The organism is Psychrobacter sp. ANT_H56B (assembly GCF_008369245.1).
Classification (GTDB): Bacteria; Pseudomonadota; Gammaproteobacteria; order Pseudomonadales; family Moraxellaceae; genus Psychrobacter; species Psychrobacter cryohalolentis.
The window spans coordinates 42,593-63,491 of record NZ_VOBF01000007.1; the positions used below are offsets into that span (position 1 = coordinate 42,593).

The window sequence follows — 20,899 nt, forward strand, 5'->3', positions numbered from 1 at the left end:
TTTGTCTATTATAGTATGCCCATTCTTTTTACCAACTCTGGCAGGATGACACCAGCTTTTGCTGCCAGAGTAATATCGACTAGCATATTTGGTGTCGGATAAGGATTTATCTCGATAATTTTAGCACCGTTATGTTTTGCCAGTTGTGCCAATCCAGCAGCGGGATAGACGAGGCTAGAAGTACCGATACTAATAAATACATCACAATTCGCGGCAGCTTCCTCTGCTGTCTGCCATGCCCGCATCGGTAACGACTCTCCAAACCACACAATATCAGGTCTGATATAACCATCACAATGCTGGCAAATCATTAGAGCTTCATCAAAGCTGATGCTATTCTCGCTGTTATAAGCGCCTTTTAATTGGATTGTATAAGGTGTCTGACATTGACTGCATCGGTTACGCCATAGATTGCCATGCAGGTGGGTAACAGCGCTACCTGCTTGCTCATGCAAATCATCGACATTTTGAGTAATGAGGGTTAGTTGCTGATTAGTCGATTGACTGTGATACTGCCACTGTGCCAATGCTGTATGGGCAGGATTGGGTTTTTTACTAGCCACGAGCTGTCTGCGCCATTGATACCATGACCAAACTAGCTTTGGATCGCGAGCGAAGGCATCTGGTGTCGCCAAGTCCTCAGCCCGATAATTCTCCCACAAGCCAGTTTGCTTATCACGAAAAGTCGGAATGCCGCTTTCTGCTGAAATCCCTGCGCCAGTTAAAAGGCAAATATGCTGTTTTGATTCTAATAGTTCAGCAGCACGCTCTACTTCTGCTATTAACGCTGATGATAATTCTGCTAACATAAGCTAACCCTTGCTAATAATGGATATCCTTTCTTATGATAGACGGAATTTGGTGGCTTGTCATATTGACGGCAGTTATCGTTGGACTATGGTTTTTTGCAAAATCACGTGCACCAAATAACTTGCATGATACAAAGTCAAAAGATAAGAAAAAACCGATCAATGACGCCTTACAAAAGACGGCGGAGATGATTAAGCAGTATTTTCCTGATTATCGAGTGACACGAAAGGGCAGTCATTTGCTCGTTACTCGACAAAATATAAAAATCGCGATGATTACGATCGACCCCAAGCTTGCCGCCAGTCAACGCCGTTTGGGTGATATACCAGTGATTAATTATCAGCGTGTGCCTAGCCGTGCGCAACTAGATGCCAATTTGCAAGAGGCAGAGTAGATTGGTACGAATACCTAGCTAGGAGAAATAACACTCTGTCATAAGTCAGCATAAAATGGAGTTAACAACAATATATACAACATTTTATAGGTATTAACAGACGAGCTTATTAATGATAAAAACTTCAAGGTTTTGTTTTAAATGGTCTTATAGATTTGAGGTAGTGCTGAGAAATGGCGAAATACGATGATTGGTGCGCTCGGCGGGAGTCAACCAGTTGTCTTAAAATATTGATTAACATAGATAATTTAGATAAATTTTATTTTATGTACAACAATATGTACAACATTTTAATATCGTTACCCTCGGCTTATAACTTGGAAGCTTACTCATAGCTGCTTACAAAATAATTATGCTGATGAAAGTCAATTATCTAATTTCAGCCATTAGTGTCTTATAAGCTGACTCAATCCATGCTTGCTCACTAGCATAACCATTTAATAATGGATCGAAATCAAAGGTATTGTTTTCAAAAAATTTTTTTGCTAAATCATTGGCCAATATATACTCGAGGTCTTGAACTAAGCTATTTAAGATATCTAGATTTTCCTTACTCGCAAAATGAATGAGAACATCTGCGTCATTCACTTTAGGATCAGAATACTCTGCCCACCAATTTTGATAGAAATAGGCATTCATCAGATATATAAATGTATTACTCACAATATTTCCCAGTACATAACATTCATGAGTACAAACAGTCGCATTTTTACTTTGAAAGGCGTTGGGTTTCAATCTCCAATAGCTATCTAGTTGCACTTATAGGTCGGTCACTGTGAGTAAATCTGGATTCCTTTCTAGTGTACTATCCTACATTTAAAGCCGCTACTGTAGAATGTTAATTATTCCACTTTCTGCTTCCTGAGAATTTTTCTGCTTCCAACGTCAGCTAGTTATTTTATTAGCTTAGAGGTGGTTTTCCACTTTGAAATAAAGGTATAAAAAAGCGCATTTTTATTCCTGTTTTACTTGCTTCCTCATTTCCTTGCTTCCAAAAGCAGTATCCAGATATTAAAAGAATTCTTTTATTTAAATAAGAATACTTTTATCCAATAAAAGCCTTAATTGCGTTTGCAAACTAGCGTTCATATCCTCTACTATCATACAATGATTTTTATAGACCGTTATAAGTCGATATGTTCCATCGCAGTACGTGTTAGCCAATTTTTAAGCCTGTCATATCATCTCAAGTATTTATCCTTGCTCAACAAACAATAAGACGAACCCATGACCAAAAACTTCTCTCAAACAGCGGCTTTCATCTGGTCAGTTGCTGATCTATTACGTGGTGATTTTAAGCAGTCTCAATACGGCCGTATAATTCTGCCATTTACATTATTGCGCCGCTTAGAGTGTGTACTAGAAGAGACCAAGGCAAACGTAGTCGCTGAGAGTCAGCGTATCGCTGAGATGGGTCTGCCTGAGGAAGCGCAAGAGAAGTTCATCATTCGTGCCAGCAAGCGCCCGTTCTACAATATCTCGCCTATGGATCTTAGTAAAATGGGTCAAAGCGATATCAAAGATAACTTAAATACTTACGTGCAATCTTTCTCTAAAGACGCGCGTGAGATATTTGAGCATTTCAAGTTTGAAGAGTTTGTCGGCCAGCTAGCGGATGCCAACTTACTGTATAAAGTGGTGCAGAAGTTCGCCAATACCGACCTAAGCCCTGACGCTATCTCTAACCATGAAATGGGCTTTGTTTTTGAAGAGCTAATCCGCCGCTTTGCTGAAAGCTCAAACGAAACCGCAGGGGAGCATTTCACCCCGCGCGATATTGTCCGTCTGACTACCTCACTGGTATTTATGGAAGATGATGATGCCTTGACCAAAGACGGCATTATTCGCACTATATATGATCCCACAGCGGGTACGGGCGGTTTCCTATCCTCTGGTATGGAATACGTGCTAGAGCTAAACCCTGACGCGGTGATGCGTACCTATGGTCAAGAGCTAAACCCTGAGTCTTATGCGATCTGTAAAGCCGACATGCTGATTAAAGGGCAAGAGGTCAATAACATTAAGCTGGGCAACACTTTGTCTAGTGATCAGCTGGTCGCTGAGAAGTTTGACTACATGCTATCGAACCCGCCGTTTGGGGTTGACTGGAAAAAGATATCGGGTGAGATCAATGACGAGCATACGCAAAAAGGCTTTGACGGTCGCTTTGGGGCTGGCTTGCCGCGTGTGTCTGATGGTTCGCTATTATTCCTGATGCACTTGCTGAGTAAGATGCGTCCGATTACTGCTAGTGAGCAAGAAGCTAGTAACACTCAAAACAACACTCAAAACAGCAATCAAGGCAGCCGTATCGGTATCATCTTAAATGGTTCACCGTTATTCACGGGTGGCGCAGGTAGTGGTGAAAGTGAGATTCGCCGTTATATCTTAGAAGCTGACTTGCTAGAAGCTATCATCGCCTTGCCAAACGATATGTTCTATAACACGGGCATTGCTACCTATATCTGGATATTAAGTAATAAGAAAGCAGAAGAGCGCCGCGGACAAGTGCAGCTGATCGATGGTAGTAATCTATACAGCAAGATGCGTAAGTCACTTGGCTCAAAGCGTAATGAGATGAGCGAAGACGATATCAAGACCATTACCCGCAGCTTTGGTCACTTTGAAGTGGTCGATGCGCGTGTATTAGATAAACCAGAAGAGGTTAAGTCGAATCGTGGTCGTCAGTCTTCCAATCCTAAAAGTGAGCCTGCCAAAACCTTTGCCAGTAAAATCTTTGAAACCCATGAATTTGGCTATCGCCGTTTAACCATTGAGCGTCCATTGCGCTTATCGGCACAACTGACAGATAGCACCATTGATAGCCTACGCTATGCGCCAAAACCTTTTGATATGGTCATGCCAGCGTTATATGAGAAGTTTGCTAGTGACTGGGCTACTGATAATAACAGTGACAGCTATGGCGACTTATCTACGGTTACGGTTGATGCACGGGCGATGATAAAGGCAGACTTTAGCGAGCTAAAAGAAAGCCAAATCAAAGACGTGCTTGATGCCAAGATATGGCAAACGCAACTTAAGCTGATGAATAAAGCCAAAGCCTTGCAGTCGGCTATCGGTGACAGCCAATTCGACGATTTTAATGAGTTTGATAAAGTGTTTAAACAAGCGTTAAAAGAGACTGAAATAAATCTTGACGCTAAAGAAAAGAAACAGCTGCTAGATGCTATTACTTGGAAAAACCCTGAAGCCGAACCCGTCATTAAGAAAATGGTCAAGGTTGCCAATCCGCTCTATGGTGCATTTAGCTACAAACCCGCCCCGATTCATCAACAAGCAGACAAGCCAGCCAAAATCGTTGAGTTTCAGCCAGATGGCGACTTGCGTGATTATGAAAACGTGCCGCTTGACCCAAGCATGACCACCACCGCGCTGATTGAAGCGTACTTCGCCCGTGAGGTGCAGCCGCATGTGCCGGATGCGTGGATTAATGCTGAAAAGGTAGATGCTATTGATGCAGAGATTGGCGTGGTCGGCTATGAGATACCCTTTAATCGTCATTTCTATGTGTACGAGCCACCGCGCGCGCTTGCCGATATCGATGCGGACTTGGATGCGGTCAGTACGGAAATTATGCAGCTATTGGGTGAGGTGCATTCGTAATGGCGAAATACGAGCAGTATGCAGAATATAAAAATACAGGTGTAAGCTGGATACCTGAAATGCCTCAAGGTTGGCAGGTCACTAAGCTTAAGTATTTAATAAAAAATCTTGAGTCAGGTGTTAGTGTAAATGCTGCTGATTATCCTAAATCGGAAGGAGAGTTTGGCGTTCTAAAAACAAGTTGCGTTTACACTAGAGAGTTTCGTGCCGAAGAAAATAAGACTGTGTTTGAAGAGGAGTTGAGTAGAGTTAAATGCCCAGTAAGAGCAGGCTCAATAATAATAAGTCGAATGAATACGCCTGATCTCGTTGGTGCTGCTGTTTACGTCACAGAGAACTACAGTAATCTTTATCTTCCCGATCGTTTATGGCAAACAGTCTATAACGATGATGAAGCTCAAAGCTCAAAATATCTTCATTATTTTATGTATCTTAGAGGTTTTAGAGATCAAATTTCAAATTTTGCAGAGGGTGCTAGTAGTAGTATGCAAAGTATTTCTAAGGAAGATTTCTTATCAATTAATATTTTACTACCTACGCGAGATGAGCAAGAGGGAGTCGCCAACTTCCTCGACCATGAAACCGCCCAAATCGATACCCTAATTGAAAAACAGCAAACCCTGATTCAACTATTAAAAGATAAGCGCCAAGCCGTTATCAGTCATGCGGTGACCAAAGGCTTAAACCCTGATGCACCAATGAAAGATTCTGGGGTGGAATGGTTGGGGGATGTGCCGGAGCATTGGGAGGTGTTAGCCATTTCAAAATTAACGCAAAAAATCACCAATGGCTATGTAGGACCTACTAGAGACATACTTGTAAAACAAGGGGTTCCTTATGTTCAAGCTACTCATATAAAGCGTGGTAATGTAAATTTTGATGATGCATATTTTGTGACAGATAATTGGAGTAAGAAGCATTCAAAATCAATACTAAAAAAAGGTGATGTTCTTGTTGTGCAGACTGGTGCAGGCACTGGAGATATAGGTTTAGTGACAGAAAGAGAAGAAGGTTATAACTGTCATGCATTAATTATTTTACAACCAACAACTGATTTGATTTTGGGTAGTTATTTATCCTTAATTCTTCAATCGTCTTATGGCTATTCAACCTTATATTCAATAAGAACAGGTGGTATGCATCCTCATTTAAATTGTGGAGAAGTTAGGTACGTCAAAGTACCGACTCCTACTATTGATGAACAACAAAAAATTGTTGAATATATCGAGAATATGAAAAGTAAGTTTGATGAATTAACTAGAAGTGCAGAAAAAGCCATCCAACTCATGCAAGAACGCCGCACCGCTTTAATTTCTGCTGCTGTCACGGGTAAGATTGATGTGAGGGGCTGGCAAGTGCCTCAGTAGTTCTTAATTTAGGGGTGTAGTGATGGATGTTGGTATCTGGAGTCAGTTAGGACTTACTTTCTGTGCCTTTATAACCATAGGTTATGCAATATTAAAAGATAAAATATCTAATAAACAGAATGATCTAAAAAATACTAGAAGCATCCTTAGAAGACGAGAATATATAAGAAATAGCAATAGGTATTTACAAGATTTAGAGCTAATACGGTCACCTATTTAAAAGGTTTTAGATGGGAAGAGGTAGAAGTTCTGCTAGATAAAAATATAAGCTTATCGACCATTTCAAATATTCGGGCTTTAAAGAAGGAAAGTTTTCTAATTATTCGTAGTGATGAAATTATTATCCCATCGAAGAACTATATATTCAAAAAGAAACTCTATAAATTTAAGAGTTTAATGATTTTAGGTAGCTTTGTTTTTAGCATTTTGTTGATTATTTGGTCGATTTCTCATTATTCATTAAGTGCCATTGAGTACATTTCCATGCTGACGTATATGTTGCTTTCTGAGGTAATAGCTATTTATTACTTTGATAGCGTGATCAGCTTTGACTTAATTATAGAGTCCGAAGATCTAGCAGGTAATGATATCGTTGTATCACAAGACTTTGATAGTGAATTACAACCATAACTTTCTTAAAGGCTGGCAAGTTAAGCAGTTTTTTGTGCTTAATAAATATAATTAAAAGGAATTAATTTATGAAAGCATTTACCGTAGCAGCTTTACTAGCCGCAATAGCAGTCACCACTATCGCCCAAGCAGAAACCTATAAATGGCAAGATGAGCTATGTGATATCCAAGGCAACTTTGATAATAAAAAGTATAGCGCCAAGCAAATCAAGAATTCACATTTCGTATTAGAGGGCTTAACGAGAGCGAATTTAAATAGCTTTTTTGCACCGATGGACATTGAAGACTTAGACAAGGTCTCTATCAAAGATTTAGAGAGACTCACTGAAGAATATAAACAAGTTAAGAATAATGTCGAACGACTTGATGTTGTGCCTGAAGCAAAAGCCTATAAACAACAGTTATTGCAGAGTATAGAGGGTGAATATAAAAAAGAGCGATTAACCATTTTGGCTTATGTCGATCCCATACAAGCGATGAGACAGAGTCCGCTGATGTGTAAGCAGTATCTTGAACCTTTTTTCAAAGACCAAATCGCCGTGCAGAATAAATGGCAGCAGATGGTTGAAAAACGCGCGTTATCAAATAGCTATGCCATGTCACGTTATCAAGAAGAAAAAGCCAACGACCCTACTAACTATGCCAAAATTGACTTGATCACCTTTGGTTTTGGCAATTGCGTCAATAATCAAAGATATCATGCGGGTTCTGAAGTAGTCTTGCGCAATCAGCAAAAACTGAATAAGACGCTATTTGGTAAGAGCCTGACGATGGTTTGTGAGGAGCCGTAAGAATCGATTGGTTAGATTGACGTTCGTGGCTGGCAAGCCTTGAGTATTCAGTAGTGGAAAGCTAGAGTATTTTTGCGCTTAATAACCATCGGAACAATTAAAGGGACTTACATCAGGAGCTGAAATGATGAAAGCAATGACCGTAGCAGCTATCCTTGCCTTAATGGCAGTGACCACTATCACCCAAGCACAGACCTACCAATGGGAAGATGATTATTTTTATTGCAGTCATAAAGGTGACTTCGACAGTAAAAAATATACTGCCGAGCAAATCAAAAATTCGCATCTTTTATTAAACAGTTTAAGAACCTCAAATTTAGGAAGCTTTCTGTCACCTCTCAGTATCGATGGTCTAGACAAACTATCCATGAAAGACATGGATTTGCTTACCAAAGAATATAAACAAGCTAAGAGTAATGCGGCGCGACTTGACGTCGTACCTGAAGTAAAAGACTATAAGCAGCAGTTGCTTAAGTCTATTGATGGGGAATATAAACAAAATAAATTAACCATCTTGGCTTATCTCAATCCTAGTGAGGCACTTAAGCAAAGCCCGAAAATATGTAAACATTACATTAGGCCCTTTTTGCAGAGTGAAACTGCTGTCCAGAAGAAATGGAAAGAATTTGTCGAGGCAGATATTAAGGAAAAAAGCGCTTCTAAATTTTCGGCATCTATTCGCGATACACTGATGACGCGCTATCAGGGACAAAAAGCCAGTAACCCTGCTGAGTATGCCAGAATTGCTTTGCTGACTTTCGGGTTTGGTAATTGCGTTGATGAGCAGGTCTATCATCCGGACACTGATGATGTTTTTGAAGCTTATCAAGAACTGAATAAAACCTTATTTGGTAAGAGCTATAAAGTAACGTGCTCTGAGTTATAGGATTTAGTTTGAGGCTAATAAGGTATAGAGCTAAATATGAAAAAGCAAAGCATAAGATATCGCAAAATAAGAGGTATTAACCGCCGTAAGCGCGCTATTGAACAATGGGGCGCGCGCAATAAAGCATTAGATATTGAGGAACTAAAAGAGACACATCGAGATTACGTCAAGTTTTGGGTAAATCCATGGTCACGTTTGTCTCTGATTAATAGTATCTATCCTGAGCCAACGGACGACTGTGAATATTTATTGATTAAAAACTTGCAAAAAATCTACCAATCATGGCAAGACACTTTAGAAAGTATGCAAACTCCTTATTATCTGCAAATTTGGCTATACGAAGAATATATCAGCCGCTCACAGGTGGTCTGCGCGATAGAGGATTACAAAGACTTTTATAAACATACCTTTGAGCCAGTAGATGAGCAGCCAAAAGACGGTATTCAAAGCTCTATTCACTATAATGTAAACACGGCTAGGTATCTAGATCGTTATGACTGGACACTACATCGTTGTGTTCAGGCATATGATTTAGCTGATCCTTGGGATGCTGAATATGTCGAGAGTTTAGATAGCCAGCAATTACTAAGAAAACAGACCATCGGGCAAAAAGAGTATCAAATTGTTGAGATCGATAAAGTGTGGTTACTCTCATAAGCCCAGCTTATAGCTAATCCATAACTGCAAACTAATAATAAGAACCATGCCATGACCAAGACTAGTAATTTCATAATGAAATCTATGCACTATTAATATAACAATGTTGAACACTGTATAAAAACTAAAAAGCTCAAAAATATCATGATAACAATATCGACTTAAAACTCTCTGCTCAGTTCATAGTGATAGGACGCACAATGCTAGTACCAAATATAAAGAAAAAAATATTCTATAAAGCAATGATCTTGAGCATAGTGTTTGTGCTATCACAATCAGCGCAGGCGAGCCGCTTGGTAAGCACCGAAGCAATGGCTGCTAAAGGATCTGTATCTGCTCAGTATAACTTGGCGGTAATGTACGAAACAGGTGACGGCGTCGCTCAGGATAGTAAAAAGGCATTAGAGTGGTATCAAAAGGCCGCTACTCAAGGAGACTCATCTGCTCAAAATAATCTAGGGATTATGTACGATCTAGGTGATGGGGTTGAACAGGATTATGTCAAAGCAGCAAAGTGGTATCGCAGAGCCGCTGATCAAGGCAACCCATTGGCTCAAAAAAACCTCGCTACAATGTATGAGGCAGGTACTGGGGTTGCAAAAGATGATGCTCAAGCTGTGCGATGGTATCGAAAAGCTGCTGATCAAGAAAATGCGATTGCTCAATATAATTTGGGCGTAATGAATGAAGAAGGTAGAGGGGTAGCTCAGGACAGTATTAAGGCGGTTGAATGGTATCAAAAAGCTGCTATTCAAGGCGATGTATTGGCCCAGAATAATCTTGGCACCATGTATTACGAAGGTATAGGAGTCGCTCAAAATTTTGATAAAGCTTACTCATGGTTTCAGCAAGCCGCCACTGAGGGTGATCCATCAGCTGAATATAACCTAGGCTTGATGTACGAGATAGGTCAAGGCGTCAAGCAGGATTATGCCAAAGCCGCACAATGGTATAAAAAATCTGCCGATCAAGGCAGTGCTTTAGGTCAGGGGGCGCTTGGCTGGGCATATTACCTTGGTCAAGGTATCGAGCAAGATTATGACAAAGCGTATGAGCTTATACAAAAATCAGCCATTCAAGGTAATGCCACAGCTCAAAATTACTTAGGTGTTATTTACGATGAAGCCGTAGCGGTGGGGCAAGATTATGCCAAGGCATATGAATGGTATAAAAAAGCCGCTACTCAAGGTGAAGCCGCCGCTCAAAATAATATTGGTTACTTTTATGAGAGCGGTACATTCCTTGAGCAAGATTATACCAAGGCTGCGCAGTGGTATCAGAAGGCCGCTGATCAGGATCATGCCCCTGCTCAAGCGGGACTCGGCTGGGCATACGCCAGTGGTCAAGGCGTCGAACAAAATTATGAGAAAGCACTCGATTTATTAAAAAAATCAGTCGATCAAGGAGATCCGACAGGTCAGAATAATCTAGGTGCGATGTATCTAATGGGTAATGGTGTAACGAAAGATTTTGACAAAGGGTTAGATTTGTTAAAGAAATCAGCAGCACAAGATTATGCTCACGCGCAACGTAATATGGGTATGGTTTATTCCAGAGGTCATGGCATTAAGCAAGATACCGAACAAGCAAAAGAGTGGTTTAGGCTCGCTTGTGATAATGGGGATTCAATGAGCTGTGAGCTTTATGAAGCATTTATGATGACATCCGATGATACTATCGCGGCATTAGAGGCAGCAACGAAAGCAGCATCAGAAGCGGCATCTGATAAGTAGTTTTTAATTTGTAAGCTATTAAGAGTTAAATAAGGAAGTGGCTATCACTTTACAAAGTCCATATCCAATTGCAAAGCGCTATAAGCAGCTATTCTGGGCGTTCATCTATAGCCCTATAATCGCCTATTTGATTACTGCTTATACTACCTATCAGTCATATAAAAAATATGACGAGGGTTTGACGGTTTCTGTATTGTTTATGACTAGTATTGCTGAAGATATGCTACGCAATATTGATATTACATTTAGGCTTGTGTGGTTACCGTTTTTTTGGCCTGTGCTTATATTTTATGCATTCGTTTTTTACAAAGTTTTCACGTCCAAAAAACAAGAGGTTGAGAAGCACAAAACGCTATTATTAGTATTTTTGCTGGTGCTTTTTTATCTATTCACTGAGCAGTTCGCACATTTTATAGCCTCATCAATTTGAGCTGAGTCTTTCAAACTATAATTAAAATAATAATAAACGGAATGAATATGTCTGACACAACCTACGAATCTGTCTTCCAAGCTGATATAGTCAGCCAAATGCAAGCGCAAGGCTGGCACTTGGGTAGTCCTAGCGGCTATATGGCAGAAACTGCGCTATATGAGCAAGACGTGCTGGACTTTGTGCAGACCACCCAGCCAGATGAGTGGGATAAGTTCTGCCGCGTGTTTCCTATCGATAGTGAGCGCCATTTCATTGAGGCATTGGTCAAGCAGCTGAATAAAGCGGATGAGCACTCAACCGATAAAGCCTCACGCACCTATGGTACGCTTGGCGTATTACGTCATGGCCTAAAGATTCGTAACGCGCGTTTCTCTCTTTGCCAGTTTAAGCCTGAGCACAGCTTGAACCCTGAAATCATGGCACGCTATGAGGCCAATATCTGCCGTGTTTTCCCTGAAGTGGTGTATAGCCCTCATGTTAGTCTTAAAAACGGTGCTGATGCTAATGATAAGGTCGCTAAGCGTAACCGTATTGATGTGGTGCTCTTTATCAATGGCTTGCCTGTCACGACGATGGAGCTAAAGTCTGAGTTTAAGCAATCGGTACAAAATGCTATCACTCAGTACAAGAAGACACGCCTGCCAAAAGACCCTGATACCAAGAAACCTGAGCCGCTACTGACGTTTAAGCGTGGCGCATTGGTTCATTTTGCGGTTAGTCAGTATGAAGTCTATATGACAACCAAGCTGGCAGGTAATAGCACCTACTTTTTACCCTTTAACAAAGGCACGAAAGATGGCGGTGCGGGTAATGATACGCCGAGCGATAGCAGCTGTTATGCCACCGATTACCTATGGAATGAAGTGCTCACGCCAGATAATCTATTGGCCATTCTCGGCCATTTTATGCACTTACAGATAGAGGATGAAGAAGACGCTATTGGGCGTAAGTCTAAAAAAGAAACCATGATGTTCCCGCGCTACCATCAGTGGGACGTGGTGACCAAACTGGTCAATGCCGCAGTTAGTGAGGGCGCAGGACAAAAGTATCTGATTCAACATAGTGCAGGCTCAGGCAAGTCCAACTCTATCGCATGGACGGCGCATCAGCTATCTACGTTATATAACAGCGATGGCGATAAGCAGTTTCATTCAGTGATTGTGATTACCGACCGTACCGTACTCGATGACCAGCTACAAGAGACTATCTATCAGTTTGAACATGCCGATGGCGTGGTGGGCAAGATTAATAGAAAAGAGGGTGACGGTTCAAAGTCTGAACAGCTTGCTAGCGCACTGGTGAACTCACAGCCAATTATCATTGTGACTATTCAAACCTTTCCTTTCGTGCTTAAAGCGATTGAAGACTCAAGCGTTCTCAAGTCGCGCCGTTATGCCATCATTGCTGATGAAGCACACTCATCACAGACAGGCTCAACCGCACGCCAGCTTAAGGAAGTGCTGATCTCTGGTGATATAGAGAGTAGTACAGATGATGACGCGCCGCTATCTAGTGAGGATATGCTTGATAACGTCATTGCTGCACGTCGTAGCAGTCCTAACTTAAGCTACTATGCCTTCACTGCCACGCCTAAGCCAAAAACCATTGAACTGTTTGGACGCTTGCCCAATCCTGACTTGCCAGCCTCAAAAGATAACCTTCCAGCCGCTTATCATGTTTATTCAATGCGCCAAGCTATTGAAGAAGGTTTTATCTTAGATGTGCTAAAAAACTATACCAACTATAAAGTGGTTTATCAGCTCAAGCAAAAGCTGGCTGCCGCTGATGACGAAGTTGATGCTCGCCGTGCCAAGATTAAGCTTAATAACTGGGTGCGACTCCATGAGCATAACATCGCGCAAAAAGTGAAAATCATCATTGAGCACTTTAACGATAACATCAAAGGCTTACTCGGTGGACAAGCCAAAGCGATGGTGGTGACGGGTTCACGTAAAGAAGCTGTCCGTTATAAGTTGGCGTTTGATAACTATATCGCTGAGTACGGTTATAGAAACATCAATGCCATGGTCGCGTTCTCAGGTGAAGTCACCTTCAATGATAATGACCCTGATAGCGGCGCATTACTTGGTGAGAAGTTCACTGAGCACAACATGAACATTGGTCTCAAAGGTCGCGACCTACGTAAAGCTTTTGACAGCGATGACTATCAAGTGATGCTGGTGGCTAATAAGTTCCAGACAGGCTTTGATCAGCCGAAACTCTGCGCCATGTACGTTGATAAGAAACTAACAGGCGTGGACTGCGTACAGACTCTCTCACGGCTTAACCGTACCTATAAGGGTAAGGCGGAGAGTGGCACCTTTGTGCTCGACTTCTTTAATGATCCCGAAGATATTTTAGAGGCCTTCCAGCCGTACTATGAAACCGCACACTTAGCGGACGTGTCTGATCCTGATCAGGTATTTGATCTCTACGAGAAGCTGCGAGTCAGTGGTATCTTTTTATGGAATGAAGTAGAACAGTTTGTTGAAGCCTTCTATAGCAAGAATAAGTCTAACGCTGCCATTAGTAATATTTGCAAGCCTGCGGTCGAGCGTTGGCAGAAGCGCTATAAGCTGGCACGTGAACAAGCACAGCACGCCAAGGCGATGTTAGAGCGTACCAAAGCCACAGGTGATGTGGTGCTGATGACTAATGCTGAAAACGACTACAAAGGTTTTAAGACCGATCAAGATGCACTAGAAGTCTTTAAGAAGGACTTAGGTACATTCACTCGTCAGTATGAGTTTATGTCGCAGATCGTGGACTATGACGATAAAGAGCTAGAGAAGCTTAGTCTGTATGCGCGTAACCTACAGCCGCTACTACGCGAAAGTGTTGATGATGAAGATGAGGTTGATCTTAGTAATATTGTGATGAGTCATTACCGTGTCTCAAAGCTGCATCAGCAAGATCTAAAGCTACAAGAGGGTAGTAGTGAACTAGAAGCTGGCGGCAGTGCAGGTACGGCAACTCCTAAGGATATAAAAGAAGCATTTTTATCGCAGATCATTGAGCGCTTAAATGAAGTGTTTGCTGGCGAAGACTTTACCGAGAACGACATGGTTAATTTTCAAAATACCATTTGGGGTAAAGTCACAGAAAATGAGATTGTGGTAAAGCAGTTTAGTAATAACAGTACGGATCAGATCATGCTAGGTGGTTATCCTGACGCAGCAATGGACGCGCTATTTGAGAGCCAAGAAGCCTATGAGGGTATGACTATGCACCTGTTATCTAATCCTAATCAGTTTAAGAAGTTCATTAGATTAATGCTTGATACGAAGCTGGGTGATCACGCGTAGGTAAGGCTATACAGAGAGTAAGAGTTAAACAGCATGACAGATAAAAATATTAACCTTTGTGATACTGAAAATGAAAAGCAGCGCTACATTTTCAACATGCTGCCGACTTATTTCGTCACACAGATGGAGGCTGACCCTAACAAGCTATTAAAAACATTAACCGCGGGTTTATCTAGCGACCATCGTAAACAACCGTTTCAAATAGCCAAAGTATTGAACGATTCAATATTTTCGTCGCTCAATACATATATTAATGCGCAAGATATTCAAAAAGGAGAAATGTCAGCACATCCTTATCAGTCGCTATTACGGATTATGGGTGTATCGGCGGATAGCAAGTTGTATGAACATACTAAGATTATTGATATATCCGTTAGTCAAATGTTGTCTGAGTCAGTTATAAGTCAATTTAAGGTCTATTTATCCTGTGAATTTAATTATGAAAGTGATGAGCTTTACGTAAACATGAACGCAGAAAGTTTTTATATGCACTTACTACTGAGTTTTGTAGCACATCTTGACGCTTACTTTCACTATCACGAATGTTCATCATCAGTCAATCCTATCAGTCTAGGACATTTGTTTCAAAAAAAGCTAGATCCAAATAAATTACAGTATGATGCAGAGACAGATAAGTTTATTTCATTAGGCAAGAAAGGTAATCAATTTACTCGTACGTCTCGTACTTTTTTACAATGGTCGCAAACTTGGCTATATTTTCAGCAGCATGAGGAGATGCCCAAAACTACAAGAGGTATAAGTGGAGAGATTAAATGGCCTGCCATTAATGACCCAGAAGGAAAGCGTGAATACTATATTCGTCGGACAAGTGAAGGTAAATGGATTACTTTAATAGATTTATATTGGCTGTTAGGTATTGAGGATAGAACGGATGATGAGTCTCGTAAAGTCCTTCATCTTCGCCGAAATAATATGGTCAAGTACGTAAAAAACGCTGATATTGAGGCTTTAGAAGGATTTGACCATAACTTTGTTGGATTAATCTGGTTAGTCTATGCTTTTTTTCAAACTCTGTATGAGAAGTCTGATAGCGATAGCTGTATCTTCTATGATGATTATCATGATTTATGGGAATCCATAACAGGTCACTACGAATCAAAGGTCAGTGAAAATATAAAAAATGATCGTATTGAATGGCCAGACTACCTAAAAAAACATGCCACACGTAATGAACGTATGGCTTGAGCATAAAAAAATAAAAAGTAACTAAGAGTGACTTATTTACCTTTGGGTGGATTGTTATCGCGACCACCACCTGAGGGATTACCTGTTTGACTTGGAAAACCAGCACCTTGACCACCATTATTCATGAAAACTTTCATAGCTGTTACTCCTTTAAAGGTTTGATTTAGTTTCTATAGCCAGTTGCTCACTGTCTATGCTTACTAGATTAACTGTTAATGTCAGTTTGTATCTACCACTGATCTGAGAGTTTTGATCAAAAAACATACAAATAACTTAAGTTTTTATAAAAACATAATCAGTATTAAATAAGGGTAGATAGATGAGTGATAATTTTGAATTAACCAATACAAAGTCATATTGGTTTGTAGGGGCTGCATACAGTGGTACAGAAGATCAAACTGAGCGCTTTATCCAAGAAGGTATATGGGAGGCAAGAGGCAAGCAATCTGACTTAGTAAAAACAATTAAGGCTGGTGAGAAAATCGCTATAAAATCTACTTACACCAGAAAAAAAGGCGTTCCTTTTGATAATCGAGGACACACCGTCTCTGTGATGGCGATTAAAGCTATTGGTACAGTCATAGAAAATTCAGGAGATGGAAAGACCTTAAAAGTAGACTGGGAAGAAGACAATACTGTAAGAGAGTGGTATTTTTTTACTAGTCGCAATACGGTTTGGAAGATTATCCCTGAGACATGGGCAAGGGCTAATTTAATAGATTTTGCATTTCACGGAAAAGAACAGGATATTGATCGATTTCGTAATGATGCGTATTGGCGAGATAGGTTTGGAAGTAATATTGAAGAAAACTTGTCTTTTAGCTGGACTAGTTTTTATGAAGAAGTAGCAGATAAAATTCTTACATTTCGTAATAGACGCGAAGAACTCATTGCTGGAGTACATGAGATTTCAGCTTTATTTAATGAAGTTTCTGTTTATGACAAAACTATAATGGGCCAACAAGGTGAATTACTTGAGAATATATGTCCATTTACTATTATGTTGTTATTTAATAGGGGTAATAACTATAATCAAAGAAAAGAGATAGCAGAAAAATTAGCACATTTTTTAGGAGTGTCTACACCCATTCCTCATAATTTTTTTGAAATAGTACAAGTTGATCTGAAGCCTTGGTTTTTTGAAAATATTTATGAGCATAGGAGTAATGACATTGAGGCGTTATGGGATCTCTTCTCTAAAGCAATTTCGTACGCTGATATGTATAACGAGTGTGAAGATATGCGTACTCAATTTACTAATGCTTATGACAAAGCAATATCTACCTACGACACATTTGCAGGTTGGAGAATAACCACAGGACTTCATTGGATTAGACCTTGGGTATATTTATCATTAGATAAGAAGTCAAATAAGTATATCGATCTTAAGCTTAACATTGTAATTAATAGGAGTGGTCCTTTTAGAAGCTGTAGCTCCAGTGACTACTTAGACTTAATTGATTATCTAAAGTCTCGTTTCCACGAAGAAGAGTATCCAGTACATTCATTTCCAGAACTCTCATTCATGGGTAATCATTACAAATTAAGAGATACTGATTTAGCACTTTATAATTGGAACAAAAGTATATTATCGAAAGTTAAAGAAATCTGTAATGAAAAACTATCTTCCGCTTTTACTTTAAATGAGTTTACAGATAGGTTTAATGAAAAACTTAAACAAGAGTTTCCAAGTATTAGTACATCTGACACTTCCATAGTGAAAAGTTTACAAGAAATGGTAGCTTATCGAGAACTCAAACTAATTGAACCAGAATTATATCAATACGTAGATAAAATTTTAATCTCCAAAAATATACGAAATAATGAAACCTTAGTTCAATCTTATACTCTAGAAAGTATTATCGATAACGGATGTTTTTTACCTCAATCCAAGATTGAGATGATACTTAAGCGTATTCAAAATAAGAAAAATATCATTCTACAAGGTCCTCCAGGTACTGGTAAGACTTGGCTTGCTAAAAGACTAGCCTTTGCTTTGATCGGTCAACGTGACGACAGCAAAGTACGAGCTGTGCAGTTCCATCCAAACCTATCCTATGAAGACTTTATCCGCGGATGGCGTCCATCAGGCGAGGGTAAGCTGACATTGGTGGATGGTCCTTTTATGGAAGTGATTACAACTGCTATAGCTGATCCCGAGTCAAAATATGTCATTGTCATCGAAGAGATTAACCGAGGCAATCCGGCTCAAGTATTTGGTGAGATGTTGACATTACTTGAGACCGATAAAAGAACACCAGATGAGGCGTTAGAGCTGTCTTATAGAAAGTCTGCTGGTGAACGAGTTTATATTCCCAGTAATTTATATGTCATCGGTACAATGAATATTGCTGATCGTTCATTGGCTTTGGTTGATCTTGCCTTGCGTCGGCGCTTCGCCTTTATTGATCTTGAACCGACACTTGGTAAATCATGGCGTAACTGGGTACAAACTAAAAATGGTATTGGCTCAGAGTTCTTATATGAAATTGAGCGGCGTATTAATGCTTTGAATGATGAGATCACCATAGACCCAAGTCTTGGCGCTCAATTTCAAGTAGGACATAGTTATGTCACGCCAGCCGTTGGTATGAATATCACAGATGCTAAAGAGTGGTTTGGTGAAGTGGTAGAGACAGAGATAGGCCCTTTACTCGATGAGTATTGGTTTGATGACCTTGAGAAATCTCGAAAAGCCCAAAATCGCTTAATTGAAGGTTTGTAGATATATGTCTGTTGCAGAAGGTTTATCTATGGAATCCTTTGATGATATTCAGCACATAGGCAAGATACCTATTCGTAATCTTTGGCTGCTTATGCTTTATGCGTCAGATATCTATAAAGAGCTGGATGCTGCTAACATCGCAGTTGAAGACAATCCTGATGATATACCAGACTTAGTCGCGGAGATGCTTTGTCGACGGGTTGAACATCGTATTCAGCGCAATCTAAGTTATAGCTATCAGTCTCGTGATGCCGTACTCAGTCGCGTTCGTGGCAGAATAGACCTTCTAGGTACTGAAAGAGGCAGGTTACTTGAGCGGGGTAAGATAGCCTGCCGCTTTGATGAATTAACCATTGATACGCCGCGTAATAGATATGTTAGGGTGGCTCTTGAGGCTATCTCTAAGGTCGTTAAACGTAAAGATCTGGCTCATCGGTGTCGATCGTTAGATATACGCCTAAGGCGCATGGGTGTCAGTCAGGTACGTCCGAGTCGGAGTGAAGTTTCAGTAGATCGGTTTGGGAGGCATGATGCTGAAGACAAACCTATGGTAACAGCTGCACATCTGGCGTTTAATCTGGCATTACCAACGGAATATAAAGGTACAAAGCAGCTATTCTCTCCAGAAAGAGACAATCTTCCATGGTTGCGTAAACTCTTTGAAAAAGGAGTAGCTGGATTTTACGGTACGGTTCTTTCAAAGCAGTGTTATCGAGTAGGTGCGGGTAGATCACTTAAATGGCAGATTGAGAGTAATAGTTTAGGTATGAATAACATTCTTCCTAATATGAAGACGGACATCATCATTGATAATCTGGACTTAGAGCATCGAATCGTTATCGATACCAAGTTCAACTCGATAACAACAAATGGTTGGTATCGAGATGAAACGTTAAGAAGCGGATATCTTTATCAGATGTATGCTTACTTAAGGTCTCAAGAGGGTAGTGATGATCCTCTTAATGATGATGCTTGTGGTCTATTTATTCATCCTTCGGTAGGTGAAGATGTTAATGAATATGTTGTCATTCAGAACCATAGAATTCAGTTTTTTACCGTGAATCTGGCAGCATCCGCTATAGAGATTCGAGAACAGCTACTGGATATAATAAGTACCGAGACTTTGGCTAACTAATAGATTAAGTAATTTTTGATCTTTTATTCTTATCATAGCTAATTGCTTTGAAGATTCTCATAACATAATTGAATAGTTTTAGAAAACCTTAAGCCATATGTAATTTAGTTCATATGGCTTTTATTGTCTTTGTAATTTATCTATTACCCTAAGGCTTTTAATATCTAACAGATGGACAATACTTACAGTATTGAATTATTCCCATTTGCTTAGTATTCAGAGTACTCTTCAACTACCACCACCTCATCCGCTATATCTAGTGTTTCAATAGCATCTTCTACATCTTGATAGTTATCATTTTCTGAACTACTATCTGGCGTATTATAGTCCTGCTCTTCATAAGCCCGTGTGGCAGCAGCTGCTGCTTCGCTTCTTGCTAGTTCTTGTTCTGCGTATCTAGCACTTGAAGCTTTACTTCGCTGAGACCTATCATCAACGACAGCTATCACTGCCAACATAGCTGAGGCATTACCTATAGATGCCTCATAGCTTTGTTGTTCCTCACCTGACTCTGAGTAAGTTGTCTTGATTTCGTATTCAATAGGAACAGAAAAGCTATTACCTTTTATTTCTCTGAATTGATTTATGTTATATGGAGATATACCCATATTAGAGAAAGTCAAATAGTTTGCGTTCATCATCTTAGCAACTTGAACTGATAAACCGCTATCAGATTTATCATTCCCTATATAAGTTATATCTACCTGAGCTGAACAACCCCAGCCTCCATTTTCAAGTTCTGTAGCTTGTGTAATATAGCTAAAACCAATATTTGCATCATAAAGGCTAGAAGTATCCATTGTATCGGAGCTATAGTTAGTTTCAATATTTTCGAGTGCACTTTCTACAATTTTATCTTTCATACTTTGAATTGCCCATTGAGCAAGACAAGGGTTATCAGCACTAATTGCAGGATCTTCTACCACAGTCTCTTCTGCAACAGCTTCCTCATCGTTAGAGCTCTCTATGTTTGATGAGCAAGCGGTCAAGAGCAATAAAGATAAGGGTATAGTTGAAGATAGTTTTATGATTGTCATGTAGCATCCTAGGGGATTATTATTCACCAATAAAAACATGGGTTTAAATTTAATAGCTAAATATTAATTATTTTAATGAACGAAAGTTTGAATTTTTAATAGATTGTAGCATTGCCAGACTCAATAACAATCAAATTTTAGACAAAATAATTGTTTAAATAATAAA

At 40.0% G+C, this 20,899-nt stretch carries 14 protein-coding genes; 11 read left to right on the forward strand and 3 right to left on the reverse strand.

What is annotated here, in order from left to right:
• Positions 1-8: 8 nt before the first annotated feature.
• Positions 9-809, reverse strand: a complete 801-nt coding sequence (locus tag FQ082_RS09210) for an NAD-dependent deacylase (RefSeq protein ID WP_149492877.1) — start codon at positions 807-809, stop codon at positions 9-11.
• 35 nt (positions 810-844) lie between these two features.
• On the opposite strand from FQ082_RS09210, the gene FQ082_RS09215 reads away from it, so the two are divergent.
• A complete protein-coding gene (locus FQ082_RS09215) occupies positions 845-1,204 on the forward strand; it encodes a hypothetical protein (protein ID WP_020442788.1) in 360 nt (119 codons plus the stop codon).
• 369 nt (positions 1,205-1,573) lie between these two features.
• Here the strand turns inward: FQ082_RS09215 and FQ082_RS09220 are convergent, their stop codons facing one another.
• The gene (locus tag FQ082_RS09220) at positions 1,574-1,867 is read right to left on the reverse strand and encodes a contact-dependent growth inhibition system immunity protein (protein ID WP_149492878.1); all 294 of its coding nucleotides are present in this window, start codon (positions 1,865-1,867) and stop codon (positions 1,574-1,576) included.
• A gap of 564 nt (positions 1,868-2,431) precedes the next feature.
• Between FQ082_RS09220 and FQ082_RS09225 the strand changes: the two genes are divergently transcribed.
• From FQ082_RS09225 to mcrC, 10 genes are all read left to right on the forward strand, one after another.
• Positions 2,432-4,828, forward strand: a complete 2,397-nt coding sequence (locus tag FQ082_RS09225; RefSeq protein ID WP_149492879.1) for a class I SAM-dependent DNA methyltransferase — start codon at positions 2,432-2,434, stop codon at positions 4,826-4,828.
• On the forward strand, positions 4,828-6,195 hold the full coding sequence (locus FQ082_RS09230; protein ID WP_188018936.1) for a restriction endonuclease subunit S: 1,368 nt from the start codon (positions 4,828-4,830) through the stop codon (positions 6,193-6,195). The genes FQ082_RS09225 and FQ082_RS09230 overlap by 1 nt, the downstream gene beginning before the upstream one ends.
• A gap of 698 nt (positions 6,196-6,893) precedes the next feature.
• Complete coding sequence (locus FQ082_RS09235; protein ID WP_149492880.1) at positions 6,894-7,616, forward strand: hypothetical protein; 723 nt, start codon at positions 6,894-6,896, stop codon at positions 7,614-7,616.
• Positions 7,617-7,740: 124 nt separating this feature from the next.
• Positions 7,741-8,502 carry a hypothetical protein gene (locus tag FQ082_RS09240; protein ID WP_149492881.1) on the forward strand — a complete coding sequence of 254 codons (762 nt, stop codon included), beginning with the start codon at positions 7,741-7,743 and terminating at the stop codon, positions 8,500-8,502.
• Positions 8,503-8,538: 36 nt separating this feature from the next.
• A complete protein-coding gene (locus tag FQ082_RS09245; RefSeq protein WP_149492882.1) occupies positions 8,539-9,159 on the forward strand; it encodes a hypothetical protein in 621 nt (206 codons plus the stop codon).
• Positions 9,160-9,422: 263 nt separating this feature from the next.
• Positions 9,423-10,892, forward strand: coding sequence for a tetratricopeptide repeat protein (locus FQ082_RS09250; RefSeq protein WP_188018937.1), 1,470 nt, complete (start codon positions 9,423-9,425; stop codon positions 10,890-10,892).
• A gap of 477 nt (positions 10,893-11,369) precedes the next feature.
• Positions 11,370-14,630, forward strand: coding sequence for a type I restriction endonuclease subunit R (locus FQ082_RS09255; protein ID WP_149492884.1), 3,261 nt, complete (start codon positions 11,370-11,372; stop codon positions 14,628-14,630).
• Between the two features lie 33 nt (positions 14,631-14,663).
• On the forward strand, positions 14,664-15,836 hold the full coding sequence (locus FQ082_RS09260; RefSeq protein WP_149492885.1) for a hypothetical protein: 1,173 nt from the start codon (positions 14,664-14,666) through the stop codon (positions 15,834-15,836).
• Between the two features lie 319 nt (positions 15,837-16,155).
• Complete coding sequence (locus FQ082_RS09265) at positions 16,156-18,561, forward strand: AAA family ATPase (RefSeq protein WP_149492886.1); 2,406 nt, start codon at positions 16,156-16,158, stop codon at positions 18,559-18,561.
• 4 nt (positions 18,562-18,565) lie between these two features.
• Complete coding sequence (gene mcrC, locus FQ082_RS09270; protein ID WP_149492887.1) at positions 18,566-19,696, forward strand: 5-methylcytosine-specific restriction endonuclease system specificity protein McrC; 1,131 nt, start codon at positions 18,566-18,568, stop codon at positions 19,694-19,696.
• 209 nt (positions 19,697-19,905) lie between these two features.
• Here the strand turns inward: mcrC and FQ082_RS09275 are convergent, their stop codons facing one another.
• A complete protein-coding gene (locus FQ082_RS09275; protein WP_149492888.1) occupies positions 19,906-20,733 on the reverse strand; it encodes a hypothetical protein in 828 nt (275 codons plus the stop codon).
• Positions 20,734-20,899 lie beyond the last annotated feature (166 nt).

What these genes read in the sequence shown, in the direction of transcription:
- FQ082_RS09260 (WP_149492885.1), top strand. Translation starts at nt 14,664, where the DNA reads ATGACAGATAAAAATATTAACCTTTGTGATACTGAAAATGAAAAGCAG.
- FQ082_RS09230 (WP_188018936.1), top strand. Translation starts at nt 4,828, where the DNA reads ATGGCGAAATACGAGCAGTATGCAGAATATAAAAATACAGGTGTAAGC.
- FQ082_RS09215 (WP_020442788.1), top strand. Translation starts at nt 845, where the DNA reads ATGATAGACGGAATTTGGTGGCTTGTCATATTGACGGCAGTTATCGTT.
- FQ082_RS09275 (WP_149492888.1), bottom strand. Translation starts at nt 20,733, where the DNA reads ATGACAATCATAAAACTATCTTCAACTATACCCTTATCTTTATTGCTC.
- FQ082_RS09225 (WP_149492879.1), top strand. Translation starts at nt 2,432, where the DNA reads ATGACCAAAAACTTCTCTCAAACAGCGGCTTTCATCTGGTCAGTTGCT.
- FQ082_RS09235 (WP_149492880.1), top strand. Translation starts at nt 6,894, where the DNA reads ATGAAAGCATTTACCGTAGCAGCTTTACTAGCCGCAATAGCAGTCACC.
- FQ082_RS09240 (WP_149492881.1), top strand. Translation starts at nt 7,741, where the DNA reads ATGATGAAAGCAATGACCGTAGCAGCTATCCTTGCCTTAATGGCAGTG.
- mcrC (WP_149492887.1), top strand. Translation starts at nt 18,566, where the DNA reads ATGTCTGTTGCAGAAGGTTTATCTATGGAATCCTTTGATGATATTCAG.
- FQ082_RS09245 (WP_149492882.1), top strand. Translation starts at nt 8,539, where the DNA reads ATGAAAAAGCAAAGCATAAGATATCGCAAAATAAGAGGTATTAACCGC.
- FQ082_RS09255 (WP_149492884.1), top strand. Translation starts at nt 11,370, where the DNA reads ATGTCTGACACAACCTACGAATCTGTCTTCCAAGCTGATATAGTCAGC.
- FQ082_RS09210 (WP_149492877.1), bottom strand. Translation starts at nt 809, where the DNA reads ATGTTAGCAGAATTATCATCAGCGTTAATAGCAGAAGTAGAGCGTGCT.
- FQ082_RS09265 (WP_149492886.1), top strand. Translation starts at nt 16,156, where the DNA reads ATGAGTGATAATTTTGAATTAACCAATACAAAGTCATATTGGTTTGTA.